The organism is Rhizobium bangladeshense, assembly GCF_001662075.1.
Lineage (GTDB): Bacteria > Pseudomonadota > Alphaproteobacteria > Rhizobiales > Rhizobiaceae > Rhizobium > Rhizobium bangladeshense_B.
Genome location: NZ_LYPL01000007.1, coordinates 212979 through 229264, shown reverse-complemented (window position 1 = coordinate 229264; position 16286 = coordinate 212979). Strand labels below are relative to the sequence as shown.

Annotated in this window: 15 protein-coding genes and 1 riboswitch; of the genes, 1 reads left to right on the top strand and 14 read right to left on the bottom strand. The window is 62.3% G+C overall.

The window, feature by feature from the left end:
• Positions 1 to 46 precede the first annotated feature (46 nt).
• The 8 genes from A7X77_RS16445 to epmA all read right to left on the bottom strand — a co-directional run bounded on the left by A7X77_RS16445 (position 47) and on the right by epmA (position 9459).
• Positions 47 to 1225, bottom strand: coding sequence for a glycosyltransferase family 4 protein (locus A7X77_RS16445; RefSeq protein ID WP_064683995.1), 1179 nt, complete (start codon positions 1223 to 1225; stop codon positions 47 to 49).
• A gap of 46 nt (positions 1226 to 1271) precedes the next feature.
• Positions 1272 to 3752 (bottom strand): glycoside hydrolase family 2 protein, encoded by a 2481-nt coding sequence (locus A7X77_RS16440; protein WP_064683917.1) that lies wholly within the window; start codon positions 3750 to 3752, stop codon positions 1272 to 1274.
• 16 nt (positions 3753 to 3768) lie between these two features.
• Positions 3769 to 4731, bottom strand: a complete 963-nt coding sequence (locus A7X77_RS16435; protein WP_064683994.1) for a DUF1839 family protein — start codon at positions 4729 to 4731, stop codon at positions 3769 to 3771.
• Positions 4732 to 4739: 8 nt separating this feature from the next.
• Complete coding sequence (locus A7X77_RS16430; protein WP_064683916.1) at positions 4740 to 5648, bottom strand: amino acid--[acyl-carrier-protein] ligase; 909 nt, start codon at positions 5646 to 5648, stop codon at positions 4740 to 4742.
• A gap of 5 nt (positions 5649 to 5653) precedes the next feature.
• The gene (locus A7X77_RS16425; protein ID WP_064683915.1) at positions 5654 to 6835 is read right to left on the bottom strand and encodes an acyl-CoA dehydrogenase family protein; all 1182 of its coding nucleotides are present in this window, start codon (positions 6833 to 6835) and stop codon (positions 5654 to 5656) included.
• Positions 6835 to 7086 carry an acyl carrier protein gene (locus A7X77_RS16420; RefSeq protein WP_010031713.1) on the bottom strand — a complete coding sequence of 84 codons (252 nt, stop codon included), beginning with the start codon at positions 7084 to 7086 and terminating at the stop codon, positions 6835 to 6837. Before A7X77_RS16420 ends, A7X77_RS16425 begins: the two co-directional genes overlap by 1 nt.
• Positions 7087 to 7348: 262 nt before the next feature.
• Positions 7349 to 8401, bottom strand: a complete 1053-nt coding sequence (locus A7X77_RS16415) for a lysine-2,3-aminomutase-like protein (protein WP_064683914.1) — start codon at positions 8399 to 8401, stop codon at positions 7349 to 7351.
• On the bottom strand, positions 8398 to 9459 hold the full coding sequence (gene epmA, locus A7X77_RS16410) for an EF-P lysine aminoacylase EpmA (RefSeq protein WP_064683913.1): 1062 nt from the start codon (positions 9457 to 9459) through the stop codon (positions 8398 to 8400). The genes A7X77_RS16415 and epmA overlap by 4 nt, the downstream gene beginning before the upstream one ends.
• Before the next feature lie 148 nt (positions 9460 to 9607).
• On the opposite strand from epmA, the gene efp reads away from it, so the two are divergent.
• Positions 9608 to 10177, top strand: coding sequence for an elongation factor P (gene efp, locus A7X77_RS16405; protein WP_010031711.1), 570 nt, complete (start codon positions 9608 to 9610; stop codon positions 10175 to 10177).
• Between the two features lie 59 nt (positions 10178 to 10236).
• On the opposite strand, the gene A7X77_RS16400 is transcribed toward efp, so the two are convergent.
• The 6 genes from A7X77_RS16400 to metA all read right to left on the bottom strand — a co-directional run bounded on the left by A7X77_RS16400 (position 10237) and on the right by metA (position 16129).
• A complete protein-coding gene (locus tag A7X77_RS16400; protein WP_064683912.1) occupies positions 10237 to 10965 on the bottom strand; it encodes an SIS domain-containing protein in 729 nt (242 codons plus the stop codon).
• A gap of 17 nt (positions 10966 to 10982) precedes the next feature.
• Complete coding sequence (nagA, locus tag A7X77_RS16395; protein ID WP_064683911.1) at positions 10983 to 12134, bottom strand: N-acetylglucosamine-6-phosphate deacetylase; 1152 nt, start codon at positions 12132 to 12134, stop codon at positions 10983 to 10985.
• Positions 12134 to 13165, bottom strand: coding sequence for an SIS domain-containing protein (locus tag A7X77_RS16390; RefSeq protein WP_064683910.1), 1032 nt, complete (start codon positions 13163 to 13165; stop codon positions 12134 to 12136). The genes nagA and A7X77_RS16390 overlap by 1 nt, the downstream gene beginning before the upstream one ends.
• On the bottom strand, positions 13162 to 13935 hold the full coding sequence (locus A7X77_RS16385; RefSeq protein ID WP_064683909.1) for a GntR family transcriptional regulator: 774 nt from the start codon (positions 13933 to 13935) through the stop codon (positions 13162 to 13164). The genes A7X77_RS16390 and A7X77_RS16385 overlap by 4 nt, the downstream gene beginning before the upstream one ends.
• 134 nt (positions 13936 to 14069) lie before the next feature.
• Positions 14070 to 15092, bottom strand: coding sequence for an aldose epimerase family protein (locus A7X77_RS16380; protein ID WP_064683993.1), 1023 nt, complete (start codon positions 15090 to 15092; stop codon positions 14070 to 14072).
• A gap of 113 nt (positions 15093 to 15205) precedes the next feature.
• A complete protein-coding gene (gene metA, locus A7X77_RS16375; protein WP_064683908.1) occupies positions 15206 to 16129 on the bottom strand; it encodes a homoserine O-acetyltransferase MetA in 924 nt (307 codons plus the stop codon).
• A gap of 49 nt (positions 16130 to 16178) precedes the next feature.
• Positions 16179 to 16256: riboswitch (SAM riboswitch) on the bottom strand.
• Positions 16257 to 16286 lie beyond the last annotated feature (30 nt).

Genomic DNA, 16286 nt, shown 5'->3' with positions numbered 1-16286 from the left:
TCTCTAATGCGAAAATGTTAAAATAAAGCGGAGTGACGACCTCAGCTTAGCTCACCTGCATCGCCGCCAGCCTCTGAAGCGCGTTCTCGTAGCTATTCTCAACGAGATAGCGCAGCAGGAACGCCCGAGCCTTCTCCGCCTTGTTCAGCGCACGCTCGGGCGCGCGGAAAATCTTCCTGAGGTGCTCGGCCGCAACTTGCGGAGAGGGGTCGGCCCAGACCGCGCCCGCGAGCCCGGCAAATTCCGGATGAGTATCGACCACGGGAATGAGGGGAGAGTCGACCAGCCATGTATTGTCCGGATCGCAGAAATCCGCCGTGCCCGACCAGGCGGTGGAGATAACGGGGGTAAGCTGCATGATCGCCTCGGCGACCGTCAGCCCGAAACCCTCGGACCGATGCAGCGAAAGATAGGCGTCCGAACAGCGGATGAGACCGTTGATATCGGCGTTCGACAGCCTGTCGGTGACGATCCTGATGCGGCTTTCGCCCTTCACCGAAGCAATCAGCTCGCGCAGGCCTTCATCCTTGTTCACATCGCCGCTGGCCTTCATCAGCAGGACAGCGTCTGGGGCTTCCGCGGCAAAGATCCTGAATGCCTCGACGACGGCCTGCGGATTCTTCCGGTTGATCGAGGAGCCGGCGCTGAAGATGAAGCTGACGAGAAAGGCGTCCTTCCCGATGCCGAACCTCTCCCGCATGCCGTCGGTCGCAGCCGCCTCGGTGACCGGATGCGGAACGACGATGACCGGCGCCTTGGTCAGCGGCGCGATCGCCCGCCGGGTGAATTCCGACGGCACGAGGACGGCGTTCATATAATGCATTGCATTGCGCCATTCCGCCGGCACGACTTCGAGCTCCCAGGCGAAATAGCCGATGTTGAAGGCGCGGGTGAAATTCGCGACGCCCTTCTTCAGGATGGCGCGCGGCAGCATCGGCGGATTGAGATGCCAGATACGGCTTCCCGGCGGTTCGCTGGGGAGACGCGACGGCGTACCGCCGGCGAAAGAATTCTCGTCGGGATGGGTGCTGACGTCGGAGAGCGAAATCGCCCGCCCGGCCTCCGACAGAGCCCCGGCGCAGAGCCTTGCCGATTCGCCGACGCCGACGGCCATCGAGAGATAGCCGACGATTTCCACCGGCCTGCGCGGATTGAAGGCGACACGCGACCGCGGAATCAGCCGCTGCAGGACATGGGCGCGCAGAAAGCGGTAAATCGTTCTCAAATCACGGGTCTTTCTCAATGCGTCGGCATTATTTTTGGCGGAAGCATCAGCCATCGAGCATGACGCGATGTGAACTGCCCAGACTTCTGATCTCGCCCGCAGGTGGAACATCGCTTTCCGTGCCGGAGAGCGCGTGGAGCTTCACGCGCCGCATCGCGCCGGGGGCCAGATGGAACCAATCGTCGTCGGCCCGATAGCCTTCGACGTCGATATGCACCGATTGCGCCAGCCGGTCGGTCCTGAGATCGACGAACCAATCGTCACCGGCCTTGCCGAGGGATGCCTCAATGCCCGCATCGTGAAGCGCTTTGCCGCGTCCCAAGGGGAAGTGGAAGCTTTCGGCAAGAACGGCGCCGTCGGCGAGCGAGCGCAGTCGCGCCACGCCCACATCATGCGCCGGCGGGCCGAAGCGGAAGGCATAGGTCGTATCGAAGAAGGCGCCGAACAGCGCGGTGGACGCGAAACGTTCCACGCTCCTTGCCGCCAGCGTGAAGCCCGTATTGCCGCTGACGACCTGCTGCTTGCCGTCGCGCAGGCAGAAGACTTCGAGCTCCACGTCGAGTGCGGCGTCCGTCTCGTTGACGACATGCACATCGAGGCCGTTGGTTCCCTCATCGGTAAAGACAGTCTGAACCGGCCGGAATGCACGGCGCATCGCATACCAGACCGGCTTGGGCTCGCCGGTTGAATCGATCACGCCCCAGCCGGGACCGGGCAACAGGTCCTGCAGCGTCCAGACGAGCGCGCCGCTGCAGCCGGAGCCCTTGCGCCGCCATTCGGCAAAGGTTTCCTCGATCACCTCGCCGGTGACGGCGCGGGAGAGATCGAGATAATGTTCCGGATTCTCGCGGCGCAGCCGGGCCGGATCGCAGCCATAAAGAAGCTCCAGATAGAAGTCGCGAACGTCCTCGAAATCCCATGACGCGCTGCGGTCGCGCGGCACGCGCGCCTTCCAGAGCGGGCTGTGGACGGCGGGCACGTCGAGATGACGACGCAGCGTCCTTTGCTGCGGCACATGTGCGAAAGCGAGGCTTTCGGAGGCAAACCGCACCTCGGCGCGGCGGGCGTCGGCAATCGGCCGCATATAGGCGCCGACGCCGTAATAATGCGCGATACCGGCGTTCGGCGAAAAAGGCATTGCGCCGCCATAGGGAGAATTCGGGACATAGGGAACGTCGGGACGCATGCGCGCGATGACGGCCGGGATAATCTCATCGGTGATCGGCCCGCTCCAGAATTCCATCGGCAGGCCGAGCATCGCCGCTTGCTGGTGGATCTCGCTGCCGCCGCAGAGCACCGCGAGCGAAGGCGAGGCCTGGACGCCGTGCAGGAATTCCTCGACCTCGGCATGCACGTGGCCGAGAAAAGTCTTGTCGTTGCGCGGATAGTCAAAATTGGCAAACATGAAGTCCTGCCACACGAGCAGGCCGAGTTCGTCGCAGAGCGCGAAGAAATCCGGCGTCTCATAGGTCATGGTGCCGCCGATGCGGATCATGTTCATGCCGGCGTCGGTGGCAAGACGCAGGAGCGGCTCGTAGTCCGCCCGTCCGCCTGGCAAGCGCGCGATATCCGCCGTCGTCCACACCGCGCCGCGGCAAAAGACGCGTTCGCCGTTGATGAGAATCGCGAAGTCGTCGCCGTCATCGCCGCGCTCGACCTCGATACGCCGAAAGCCGGTGCTGCCGAGCGTGTACTCGACGCCGTCGGAAACCAGCGTCAGTTCGTAGAGACGTGGAGCGCCGTGCGTGTGCGGCCACCAGGGCTCGATGTCGGCAAGCTTGAGGATAGCCGAGTAATGATTGTCGCCGACCTTCTCGAACGGCTGTTCCATGCCGCCGCAGCGCAGCAGCATCGAAGGGTTGTCGGCATTGTTGTGCAGGGAAACGCTCAGCCGGCCGACGCCACTCTCCTCCAGGACGGCGCGGATGGAGACATTGTGGATCGAGATGGGATTGCGCCGCAGCAACGAAATCGGTCGCCACGGACCGACTGCATGAATATCGGGGCACCAGCCCGGCATATGGCCGAGCAGCGTCGTGCGGAAATTTCTCAAGCCCACCGGCGTGATCATCTGCGGCCGCCAGCGCGCGCGGGGGCCGTGCTCCGACAGCCGGGGGCCGAGCGCCCGGAAGCAGAGCGCCAGCTCGTCGCCGCCCGAAAGCGTCACCGGAATTTCGTGCGCCGTAAACATGCTTTCGGAAAAGAGAATTTCCTGGCCGTTCAGGAACACATGGCACAGCGTTGCAAGTCCCTCGAAACGCAGGATCGCCTCGCCGGGTTCGGCATCGAAGAGCCGGCAGAGGTACCAGGCGTCTTTCGTGTTCAGCGGTTCCGGATTTTCCCGGTCGAAGAGCCCGGCTCTTTCGAGTGCGGCGGCGACGGTTCCGGGAACGGGTGCTGGAATGAATTGCGCAGAGAGCGGAATATCATGCGGCACCGCACAGGCATCCGGTTCCGTCAGGACCAGGTTCCAGCCTTCGGAAAGCACGCTTTCCTCGGCTCCGATGCTTGCCAAACGCCCCCGCATGGTCTGATCTCCGGCCTCAGATTCGCTCTGCAAGCGATGCCATCATCAAATCCCATGCATCGGCGGCCGGATCAAGGGCTGCCTGCAGCGGCTCGAACTTCCTGCGACTGACGGCGCGGGCAAGCTGGAACTGCACCGATTTCGCCACTTCCGAAATGCGCCTGGCATGCTCGGTGGGGGCGGCGAATTCATCCGGGGAGAGCCAGGCCAGGTGATCGGCCGCCAGCTCGAAATTGGCACCCAACTGGCGAAGCGTGTTGAAGGCATATTTGTGGAAGAAGCCGAACGGCCGTTCCGCCACCGCTTCGACCTGTTGCGGAAAGAGGCTTGCAAAGGCGCGGATCGGGTTTTCGCTGGGCCGCCTGATAAAATGGACCCCCGCAAGGCGGCGCGCGGTCGAACTCAGATGCGCATCATCGGCGGGCTTTTCCGGGAATCGTGCAAATTCCGTATAGGGGAGGAACGGCGAGTCGTTCTCCGTCAGCTGCAACTGGAACAGCCCGTCGAAATCCTCGCCTTCGAGGCGGAAATAGCCGGCATTGTGGAAATACTCGACACGCTTGGCGGCAACGTCCAGCCGGTTGATCGCAACCGTCGTCTTGCCGTGTTCCTGCCGGTAGGCGGTGCCGCGCGTATCCGGCATGTAGAAGGAATCCATCTCGATCAGGCAGAGGCGGCCCCGCGCGATCTGCACGTCGACATGCCGCTCGACCCGGTCATAGATGGCAAGCTCGCTCGCGCGGATGCCGTAAAGCGCCTCGAGATCCTCGAGCGGCACCTTGAAGAAGGTGAACTGGTCGCCTTCGAAATCCTGCGCCAGGGTGAAACCCAGCATCGCCTCGGGTGCTGCGCCTGACGTCGCCAGCACTTCGATCCAGAGATCGACGTAACAGTTGGTTTCCGGCCAGGCGCGCTCGCTGGAATGCAGCGCGTGCTGACGGTAGCTTTCCGGGCTGATCCCCGGGAATACCGATGTCATCGAGTAGCTCAGCCCCACAGCGCTTTCCGCACATTGGCCGGCCATTGCTTCACGTCGAGCCCGTGATGGTGGAACAAGGCAAGCGCGATGCGTTCGAGCCCGAAGCCGACACAGGCCGTGTGCGCAACGCTGCCGTCTTCGAGGCTGAGGCCCCATTTCGCGCCGAAGGCATCCTGATGATAGTTGAAGCTCATGCAGGCGGTCGGATTGGCGGCCGAGGTGATCGGGATCAGCAGTTCGAACTTCAGATTCTGGTCGCGCTGATTGTTGGCGAGCATCTTGCCGGCGCGGCCGAAGAACGGATCGTTGGCAATATCGATCGTCACATCGAGGCCGACGGCCTTCATCATCTCGACGCCGCGATCCATCCAGCGTTGGCGGAAATCGGTGACATGCTCTTCGGTGCCCATGCAAACATATTCGCGCATGCGGAACAGCTGCTGGCGGGCCGGGTCTTTCGACGGCTCGTGGCGGAAGCAATAGGATTGCAGGTCGAAGAGGCCGCCGGTCTTCGGCAGATTGCCGCGCTTGGCGACCGTCGGATAGAGCGGATAGCAGGCCGCCGGCGTCAGCACGATATCGGTCGCCTCTTGCCCCTTGGTCCAGTCATCGCCGACTTCCATGCATTGCAGCAGGCTGACATGGTCGAGTTCGCTGCCGCAGAAGCTGTGCACCGTGCCAGCCAGCTGCGGGAAGCTCTTCATGTAGCCGCTCTTTTCGAAGAAGGCGCGGTTCATGCCTGGAGGAAAGCGCATGGCTTCCGCACCGTCGCCGCCGCCGACCTTGTCGATGAGGCGCTCGAAGGCAGCGATCATCTCTTCGAACTGGCCGCTGCGGCCATAGAGTCCATCGATGCCCGTGTCGATCAGCAGGCCGGCTTCGAAAAGCCGGTCGAGAAACGAGGTCTGCATATCCATGACTGTTACCCCAGTAGGCTAGTGTCCTGCTTGTGGACAAGAAGCATGCTCGACGTATTGCCGAGGATGCGGTCGTTCGAGATCATGAGTTGTGCAGAATGCGCGTCGCGCAGATGGCGTCCGAGGCTAAAGGGCGTACCGTTCTTGTAGCCCATGATGCCGCAGATCAGCATGGCATGGTTGACGATCTCCAGGATCGTCTCGGACGAGGCGATCTTGACGTTGTTCATCGCCACGGCAAAGCCCATCGACGACAGCCTGTCGGGATCGGCCTTGGCATGTTCATAGGCCTTCAGGCCGGCCACCACATTGGATTTCACCATCTGCAGCAGGTTCGAGACCTCGGCGAGGCGCAGCGCGCCGGGCGGCTGGGCATCGGGGGCCCTGCGGGCAGCAGCGCGCACGAAGGCCTGGGCGCGAGCAACGGCGTCGACCGCAATCCCGTACCAGACCCCGCTCCACAGGAGGTGCGAGGAAGCGAGCATGGATTGCGCCGCGATTTCGGCGAAAGGCTTCGGCAGGACCTGATGCGCCGGCGCTTGCCCTTTGAACAGGAAGCCGTCGGAGCAGGTGCCGCGCATGCCGAGCGTATTCCAGACGTGCGTCCTTTCGAGCGTGTACTGATCCTTGAGGAAGGCCGTCAGCACCTGATCGGAGGACGCCGCCTGGGCGTGGGCACGCGAGGTGATGAGAATGGCGTCGGCATGCGAGCCGTAGGAAATGACGGTCGCATCCTTTTCGAGGCGGCAGGTGCCGCCATCCACTTCGACCGCGCAAATACTGTTGCGCAGGTTTCCGCCGATCCCGCCCTCGGTGGTGGCGGAGGCGATCAGCAGCTGCTCGGCAGCAATGTTGCGCATGAAGTCGCAATGCCATTGGCTGTCCGCGCCGTGTTCGACAAGGCTCGACAGCTTGATGTGGTGCATGGCGAAGACCATGGCGCTCGCCGCGCAAGCCTGACCGAGCATCGAGCACAATTCGGCGATCTCGGTGATCGAGGCCGATTCACCGCCTAGATCGTGCGGCACCTGAATGCCGAGCAGCCTCTCGGCCTTCATGGCATCCACGGCTTCCCGTGGGAAACGACCCTCGGCGTCAACGGCATCGGCATGTCTGGACGCGATTTCGGCGACGCGAGCCACCCTTGCGACAAGACCGCCCTGCATGATCTTGACGGGGAAATTCATCAAGCGACCTTCCGACCGTCCCGGATGAGATCGACGGTTTTAGCGATCGCCGAGATGCTCGCGAAGGATTTGCGGTTCAGGAGATTGTCGGGAAATTCGATATCGAACGCCTCTTCAATGCCGAGCATCAGCTGCACCGAAGCGAAGGACGTCAGACCTGCTGCATAAAGATCGGCATCGTCGGCGATCTGGTCGATCGACGTCGGAAGCTTGCCGAATTTGGCTACGAGGTCGCGGATTGTCGTATTCATCCCATCACTCCAAGATACTCATGATCCCGAACCGGCGTTCATCGCCTTGTCATGAGCGTTCTTTTAGTGCGGAAAACAGAACATTCCGCTAATTTGTTGGGTTAAATATGATTAGCACTCATAGTTAGAATTTTAGCGATCGGCCCGGCTGGAGTAAAAATAACAATTATACATCAATAATTTAATAGAGTTTCGCCGACGAACCTTGCGGCACTCTCTGACGCGACGAGTACAGAAATGACACGCAAAGCGCCATTTTGCGTCAACCGGCGGGGGGATAGGAATGCTGGCCGCCGCGATAATCCGAGACGGAGTAACATCCGTCACCTGTTGCCCTGACAACGCTTTCGCTGATAACGGCCTTACCGTGACCGCCCGGGATATCGAGGATATAGGCCGGCTGACAAAGCCCGGAAATCCGTCCGCGCAGCGCCGCGACGATCCGCTGCCCCTCGTCGATCGTCAATCTGAAATGGCCGGTGCCGGGCGCGAGATCCGGATGATGCAGGTAATAGGGTTTGACGCGGATCTCGACAAAGGCCTTCATGAGTTCGGCAAGCACATCGGGATCGTCATTGACGCCCTTCAGCAGTACCGACTGGCTGACCATGGCGATGCCGGCATCGACCAGGCGGACGCAAGCCGCGCGCGCTTCGCTTGTCAGTTCCCTCGGGTGGTTGGCATGCAGCGCGACATAGACCGTCTTGCCGCTCGCCTTCAGGGCAGCGATCAGCGCCGCGTCGATCTTTTCGGGATCGACCACGGGAACGCGGGTGTGGAAGCGCACGATCTTGACATGCGCGATTGCCGCCAACGCCTCCATGATGTCGCGGAGCCGGCGTGCCGACAGCACCAGCGGATCGCCGCCGGTGAGGATGACCTCCCAGATCTCCTGATGGCCGGTTATGTAATCGAAGGCTTTCTGCATCGCCGCCGCATCGAGCGTGCCGAGACCCTGCGGTCCGACCATTTCGCGTCGGAAGCAGAAGCGGCAATAGACCGGGCAGATATGCACGGCTTTGAGCAGTACGCGATCGGGATAGCGGTGGACAATGCCTTCGACGGGGCTATGGGCATGGTCGCCGATCGGATCGGCGCGTTCCCCCGGCGTGACCGCCAATTCGGCCGCATCGGGCACGAATTGCCGTGCGATCGGATCATCAGGATCGGCGCCATCGATCAACCTGGTCATAACAGGTGTCAGGGCCATCGCATAACGCGCGGCCACCTCGTCGAGCATTGCGCGATCGGCGGGCAAGACCAGTCCTGCCTGCACAAGATCATCGACGCTCTTGAGCGGTTTGACGGCGTTCATCGACCATACTCCGCGACCGGTGCCCAGAGCACCTGATCGATGCGCGAAGCGCCCGTCGCCAGCATGACCAGCCGGTCGAAACCGAGCGCAATGCCGCTTGCCTCGGGCATCGACGAAAGCGCCGCCAGGAAATCCTCGTCGATCGGGTAGGTCTCACCATAGACCCGCATCTTCTCGGCCATCTCGATCTCGAACCGCCGCTTCTGTTCGGCGGCGTTGGTGAGCTCGCCGAAGCCGTTTGCGAGCTCGACGCCGCAGGCATAGACCTCGAAACGCTCGGCAACACGCGGATCGCGGGCTGATGGCCTGGCAAGGGCCGCCTCCGACACCGGATATTCGTCGAGGATGGTGATGCGGCCGAAGCCGAGATGCGGCTCGATCTTTTCGACCAGCACCCGGCTGAAAAGATCGGCCCAGCCGTCGTCTTCGGCCACACGCATGCCGACGCGCCTGAGCTCGGCCGCCAGATGCTCACGATCGGTCGAACCGTCCGCGGCGACGGAGGCGAGAAGATCGATGCCGGCGTAGCGCTCGAACGCTTCGGCGACGCTCAGCCGCTCCGGCCCTGCAAAGGGATCGCTCTCACGGCTGCGATAGACAAGCCTGTCAGTCTTCACCGTCTCGGCCGCAAGCGCCAGAATGCGCACGCAATCCATCATCAGGCTCTCATAGCTTTCGCCCGCCCGATACCATTCGAGCATGGTGAATTCCGGGTGATGCAGGGGCCCGCGCTCGCGATTGCGGTAGACATGGGCGAAGCAGGAGATGCGTTGCTCACCGGCTGCGAGCAGCTTCTTGCAGGCGAATTCCGGCGAGGTGTGCAGATAAAACGGCGCCCTCTGCCCGTCCGTCGTCACCGCTTCCGTCGCGAAGGCATGCAGGTGCGCCTCGTTGCCCGGCGATATCTGCAGCACCTGGGTATCCACCTCGATGAAATCCTCGCGCGCGAAAAACCCGCGCAACGCGGCCTGGATCGCATTGCGCCCGATGAGGAACGGGCGGCGATCGGCATGCACGGACGGGGTCCACCAGGGGGACGCTTTGGCCGCAGAGTTCATTCCAAGCTTTCTTCGCCGGACAAGCCGGTATGGGGGTGGCTATTTCCCGGATTTTAGGTTAGTTGCGCCCCCAAAGAAAAACATTTGCGTCTTCGGGGCGTTTCGACAGTCCTCTACGACGCCGAAAGCCGAGTTACAAGGAAGTCTTATGGTCAAGGTCATCGCCTCTTCGGTCCGCAAGGGCAACGTTCTCGATGTCGACGGCAAGCTCTACGTCGTTCTCACCGCCCAGAACTTTCATCCGGGCAAGGGCACGCCGGTCACCCAGGTCGACATGCGCCGCATCGTCGACGGCGTGAAGGTTTCCGAGCGCTGGCGCACCACCGAACAGGTCGAGCGCGCCTTCGTCGAAGACGTCTCCTTCCAGTATCTCTATGAAGACGGCGAAGGCTTCCACTTCATGAACCCGGCGACCTATGACCAGGTCGTGGTCGACGTCGAGACCATGGGCGACCAGAAGGCCTTCCTTCAGGAAGGCATGTCCTGCATCCTGTCGATTCATGAAGGTATTCCGCTGGCGCTCGAATTGCCGCGCCACGTCACGCTCGAAATCACCGAGACCGAGCCGGTCGTCAAGGGCCAGACGGCGTCGTCTTCCTACAAGCCGGCCATGCTGTCGAACGGCGTGCGCACCATGGTGCCGCCGCACATCAATGCCGGCACCCGCGTCGTCATCGCGACCGAAGACAATTCCTACGTCGAGCGCGCCAAGGACTGATCCTGGTTGCATCTCGCGCAAAAGGCCGGCTCAGACCGGCCTTTTTTATATCCGCGATATCAGAGATGCGGATTGCGCGGCCGGTATTTCTTGACGAGCTTCTGGTTGATTTCCGCTGCCCCCGGCATGTTGGCGCTGAGATAGACCGGCGCATCGCCGGATTTCGCAAGCTCCGAGGCGACTTCGGCAAAGATCGCATTGATGACTGTGACCCCGACCGCCGTCGAGACCGGGCCGACCCGAAGCCCCGTACCTGCAAGGTCGAGAACGGCATCACCCGGCGGCAGCCCGTTGTCGAGCACGATATCGGCGACTTCTGCGAGCCGCCGGCGGCCATTGGCGATCGCTGCGGAATAGGCAATCGAGGTGATGGCGATCACCTTGGCGCCGATTTCATGCGCATAGTCGGCGGCTTCGATCGGCGCGGCGTTCACGCCGGAATTCGAGGCGATGATAATGACGTCGCCCGGCTGCATGCCGTAACGCTCCAGCATCGGCCGCACCAGGCCCTGGGTGCGTTCATAGACCGAGCTGATGACCGCTCCCTCGTGCAGCATGGCCGACCCGACAAGCACCGGCACGGTGAAGGCGAGCCCGCCGGCGCGGTAGTGCACCTCTTCCGCCAGCATGTGCGAATGGCCGGTGCCGAAGACATAGACGCGCTTGTCGCCCCGGGCGGCATCGAGGATCACCGACGCTGCCTGCGCCATCGGCTCGGCAAGCGCCTGCTTCAGCGTTTCCAGTCGACCGATCAGATTGGAGAAATAGGCATCGGTGATATCAGTCATGCCAGGTCCCCTTGCTGTCAGGCCGCTTCGCCGGCAAGCCAGCTGGCGGTAACAGCCAGCGCATCGGTGAGATGGACGAGATCGGCGCGCGCGCCCGGCGAGAGATGGCCGCGATCGGCAAGCCTGAGGAAACGCGCGGGATAGAGGGTTGCCATGCGCAGAGCCTCGGCGAGCGTCAGGTCGAGATAGGTGACGCCGTAACGGATCGTCGAGATCATGTCGACGTCGGAGCCGGCCAGCGTGCCGTCCGACAGCACCAGCTTCGAGCAGAAGCCGCCCCTTTCGCGCCGGACGATGCGCCCGTTCAGCGTGAACGAATTCTCTTCCGATCCGACGAGCGACATCGCATCGGTGACGAAGAACAGTTTGCCCTCGCCCCGCTTGGCGCGCAGCGCCGTGCGCAAGGCCTTCGGATCGACATGATGACCGTCGGCAATGATGCCGCACCAGGTGGAGGGATGATCGATCGCGGCGCCGACGAGGCCGGGGGCGCGATGTCCCATCTGGCTCATGGCGTTGAAGAGATGCGTGACGCCGCGCGCCCCAGCATCGAAACGTTCCTCCGCCGCCTCGCTCGAACAATCGGAATGGCCGATGCTGACGGTGACGCCGGCTTCGGCAAGTTCGCGCACCTGGGCAACCGTCACCTGTTCGGCGGCAATAGTGACCAGCAGCGTGCCGATTGCCTCACGCGCACGGATGAAGGCCTTGACGTCGCGGTCCTCGACCGGCCGCATCAATTCGGCCAGATGCGCGCCTTTGCGCGCCGGCGCCAGATGCGGGCCTTCGAGATGCAGGCCGGCGACGCCGCAGTTCCCTTTGACAGCCTCGATCGCGGCCTCGATCGCGGCAATGGAGGCCTCTGCCGTATCCGTGATCAGCGTCGGCAGCAGCGACGTCGTGCCATAGGGCCGATGCCCGCCGGCGATGATCTCCATCGAGGCGACTGATGGTTCGTCGTTCAGCATCCGTCCGCCGCCGCCGTTGACCTGCGCATCGATGAAGCCGGCCGAAAGCACGCCGCCGGCAAGCGTCACCGTCTCGCCGTCCGGCAGATCGTTTGTCGCAACGATCGCTTCGACCCGGCCGTCTGCGACGATCAGCGCCTTGTCGTCGTGGAAGCGCTCGCCGTCGAAGATGCGGGCGCCGATGAAGATCTTGCGGGCCATCAGACCGTCTCCGTCACCTTGAGCAGGTTTGCCGGCTTGTCCGGATCGAAGCCCTTGCGGCGCGTCACCGACTCGATCAGCCGGTAATAGACGAGCAGCGAGACCAACGGATCGACAAGACCGTTGCCCGTCGTCGGCACCCGCAGATTGAGGCCAGAAAGCGGCTGCGTGGAGAAGCCGACAGTGGTGGCGCCGAGCTTCTGCAGGCGCTCCAGCGCCTGGCCGTTATTGGCGAAGGCCGCGTCGTCAGGCGCAAAGGCGACGATCGGAAAGCCCGGCTGCACCAGGCGCATCGGACCGTGCATCAGTTCCGCCAGCGAAAAGGCCTCCGCGTGCAGGCCGGCAGTTTCCTTGGCCTTCAATGCCGCTTCAAGTGCGATCGCGAAAGCCGGGCCACGGCCGCCCGTATAGAGCGAGGTCGCGTAGAAGAGCACCTCTTCGGCTGCCGTCGTATCGATCCCGGCGGTCGCCGAAAGCACCTCCGGCAGCTTGGCGAGCGCAGTCTGCAGGTCGAACGCGCCGCCGATCGCAGCCGTGACGCCGGCAAGAGCGGCAACGGAAGCGATGAAGGACTTCGTTGCCGCAACGCTTTTTTCGGCGCCGGCATTAAGGCCGAGAACGATATCCGCCTGTTTCGCCAGCGGGCTGTCGGTGACGTTGACGACGGCGATCGTCGTCGCCCCGCCCTTCCTGGCCGCCTCCTGCAGCGCCACGATATCGGGGCTGGCACCGGATTGCGAGACGGTGAAATGCACGCCGCCCTTCAGATGGAGTGCGGCGCCGTAAACGGAAGCGATCGACGGACCGACGGACGCAACGGGAACGCCGCAGGTGATCTCGAAGAGATATTTGAAGAAGGTGGCGGCGTGATCCGAAGAGCCGCGCGCCGCCGTCGTCACGACGCTCGGGCGGGCGGACGAAAACAGCCGGGCGATCTCGGCAAAGACCGGCTTTTCCTTTTCGAGAAGTGTGGCCACCACCTCCGGCGACTGGCCGGCTTCCTGCAGCATCAGCGACTGGTTCTCACTCATAGGTCATCTCCGATTCTCAATTCGGCAACGAAATCATAGGCATCGCCGCGATAGTGCGAGCGGGTGTACTCAACGACGCGCTGGTCTTCCAGGCGTGAGACGCGCTCGATCAGAAGCGCCGGCGCGCCCGATTTGACATTCAGGATGGCGGCCGACGACGGGTCGAGGGTGACCGCGGTCAGCCGCTGCAGCGCCCGCACCGGCCTGTGGCCGTTGGCCGCCAGCGCATCGTAAAGCGATCCTTCGCCGCCGGCATCGTCGCCCAGGAACTTGATCGGCACCACCGCGCGCTCGATCGCCAGCGGTAGGCCGTCGGCAAGACGCAGGCGGTCGAGCCGCAGAACCGGCTCGTCGCCACCGAGGCCGAGCAGGAAGGATTCCTCCGGCGACGGCGTGTTGACCGACCGCGACAATATTCGTGCAGCCGGCAGCCGCCCGCGCGAGCGCATGTCGGCAGAGAAGGAGGAAAGCCGCCAGAGCGACTGTTCCATGCGCTCCACTCTGCTCGATACGAAAGTACCGCTGCCGTGGCGCGATTCCAGCACGCCCGACGCCATCAGATCGCGATAGGCGGTGCGCACGGTGACGCGGCCGAGCTTCAAGGCTTCGGCAAGGTCGCGCTCGCCCGGAAGCGCTGTGCCAGGCTTCAGCAGGCCTTCCTGCACAAGGCCGGTCAGGGCCTGCGCCAGCCGCTTGTAGAGCGGCCCGGTCAGACCCGCGTCACGCAGACCGCGGCTATTCAGTTCCGCTATCAGACTGGTTCTATCCATGGGCAGGCAATAGAACCTATTTAGAACCAATCGGCAAGACGCAATCGGATGCCGATAGAAAAAAACCTCCCCGGCGAGTGTCCGGAGAGGGTTTCATACCGCTCAAATTTGACAGGTGTTCGTCCGGCGGACGCTCAGCTCTTGGTAAAGATATAATCCGTCTCCTGGCGCAGCACTTCGCCGGGGCGCAGCACCGCATTCGGGAAACCTTGGTGATTGATGGCATCCGGCCAGACCTGCGTTTCCAGGCAGAAGCCGGCGAAGGGGCCGTATTTGCGCTCACCGAGGCCGGGCGCCCCCGTATTCAGCTTGAAACCGGCATAGAACTGCACGCCCGGCTCGGTGCTGCGCACCTCAAGCGACACACCGGAATAAAGGCTGCGGGCGAGCGCGACGCTGCGCTTGGCGGTGCGTTCGGCTGACAGGCAGAAATTATGGTCGTACAGCACCTGCTCGCTTCCGACGAAACGCTTCATCGGCGTCATTTCGCGCAAGTCGAATTCCGTACCGGCAACAGAACGGATCTCGCCGGTCGGCACCTGCCTTTCATCGGTCGGCAGATAATGATCGGCGGCGATCATGATGTCGTGGCCGAGCGCATCCTCGCGGCCATCGAGATTGAAATAGGCGTGCTGGCAGACATTGGCGAGCGTCGGCTGGTCGCTGGTCGATTCATAGGTAATCGACAGTTCGCCGTTGCCATGCACCCAGAAGGTTGCCTGGATGGTGCAATTGCCGGGATAGCCGGCGCGGCCATCGGGATCGACGATCTTCAGCACCACGCGGTCGGCGGCATGCTCGACGATCGTCCAGTTGCGCTTGGCAATATTGTCACTGCCGCCATGCAGATGGGTGACGCCGTTTTCGTTCGGCTCGAGCTGATAGTCCTTGCCGTCGAGCGCGAATTTGCCGCCGCCGATCCGGTTGGCGCAGCGGCCGGGCGTCGCGCCGAAATAAGCGGAATAGAGCGGATAACTGTCGAACTGCTCAAAGCCGAGCGAGAGCGGCGCGTCATGTCCGTCAAGGCGCAGATCCTGGATGACCGCGCCCCAACTGATGATCTTCGCCGTCAGCCCGCCACCCTTGATGGCGACGCGATAGACGGTTTCGCCCGCCTTCGTCTGCCCGAAAACTTCCCGCTCCAACTTCTCCGACATGATCGACATCCGTTCCGTTCTATCCTTGGGTTCAGGACCGGAACCTGCCCGCATTTGCTTCAATCCGCAACCGGTCGGAACAGAAAGAAATGCCGCGGCCTCCGCTCATCCGCTCAGAGATCCATGCCGATCTCTTCGACGTCATAGGGCGTCGTCTGGTAGATTTCGTTGATCCAGTTGCCGAACAACAGATGTGCGTGGCTGCGCCAGCGGTTCTGCGGCGCAAGCGCCGGATCGTTATGCGGGAAGTAATTGTGCGGCATCTTGATCGGCACGCCGGCATCGACATCACGGAAATACTCGTCCGAGAGCGAGGTGGAATCATATTCGACATGATTGAACATGTAGAGCCGACGGCCCCTTTTCTCATGCACGAGGCAGACGCCCATCTCGCTCGATTCCATCAGAATTTCCAGGCTTTCGGATTTCTCGATGTCGGCGCGCCGCACCTCCGTCCAGCGCGATACCGGCACCTCGAAATTATCGGAAAAGCCGTTGAGATAGATCGAGGAAGGCTTCAAGTTCCGGTGGCGGTAGACGCCGAAAGCCTTCTCCTTCAGCTCGTATTTCGGAACGCCGTGGAAATGATAGATCGCCGCCATCGCGCCCCAGCAGACGTTCATGGTCGAATGAACGTTGGTTTCCGTCCAGTCGAGAATCTCCTGCATCTCTTTCCAATAGGTGACGTCTTCATAGGGCAGGAGTTCGATCGGTGCACCGGTGATGATGAAGCCGTCGAATTTGCGCTGCTTTACCTCTTCCCAGGTCTGGTAGAAGGCAAGGAGGTGATCTTCGGAGGTGTTCTTCGCCTTGTGCCCGCCGATGCGAATGAGCGACAGCTCCACCTGCAACGGCGAGGCGCCGACCAGGCGGGCCATCTGCAGTTCGGTCTTGATCTTGTTCGGCATGAGATTGAGCAGCCCGATCTGTAACGGGCGAATATCCTGCCGGATCGCCATTGTCTCGGTCATTACCCGTACACCCTCCTGGACGAGGGTTTCGAAAGCGGGCAGCGTATCGGGGATCTTGATGGGCATTGCGGTCACTCGATCAAAAATAAAAAACCGGCGGCGACAAAAAATCGCTACCGGTCCGCACGCGGCCCTTTAGCGAATTTTTTAACGTGGCTGCAAGCCGGCCGGCCAAATCACCACGGAATGCCTTAATTAGTCCCAGTTGCGCGACGAATCAACT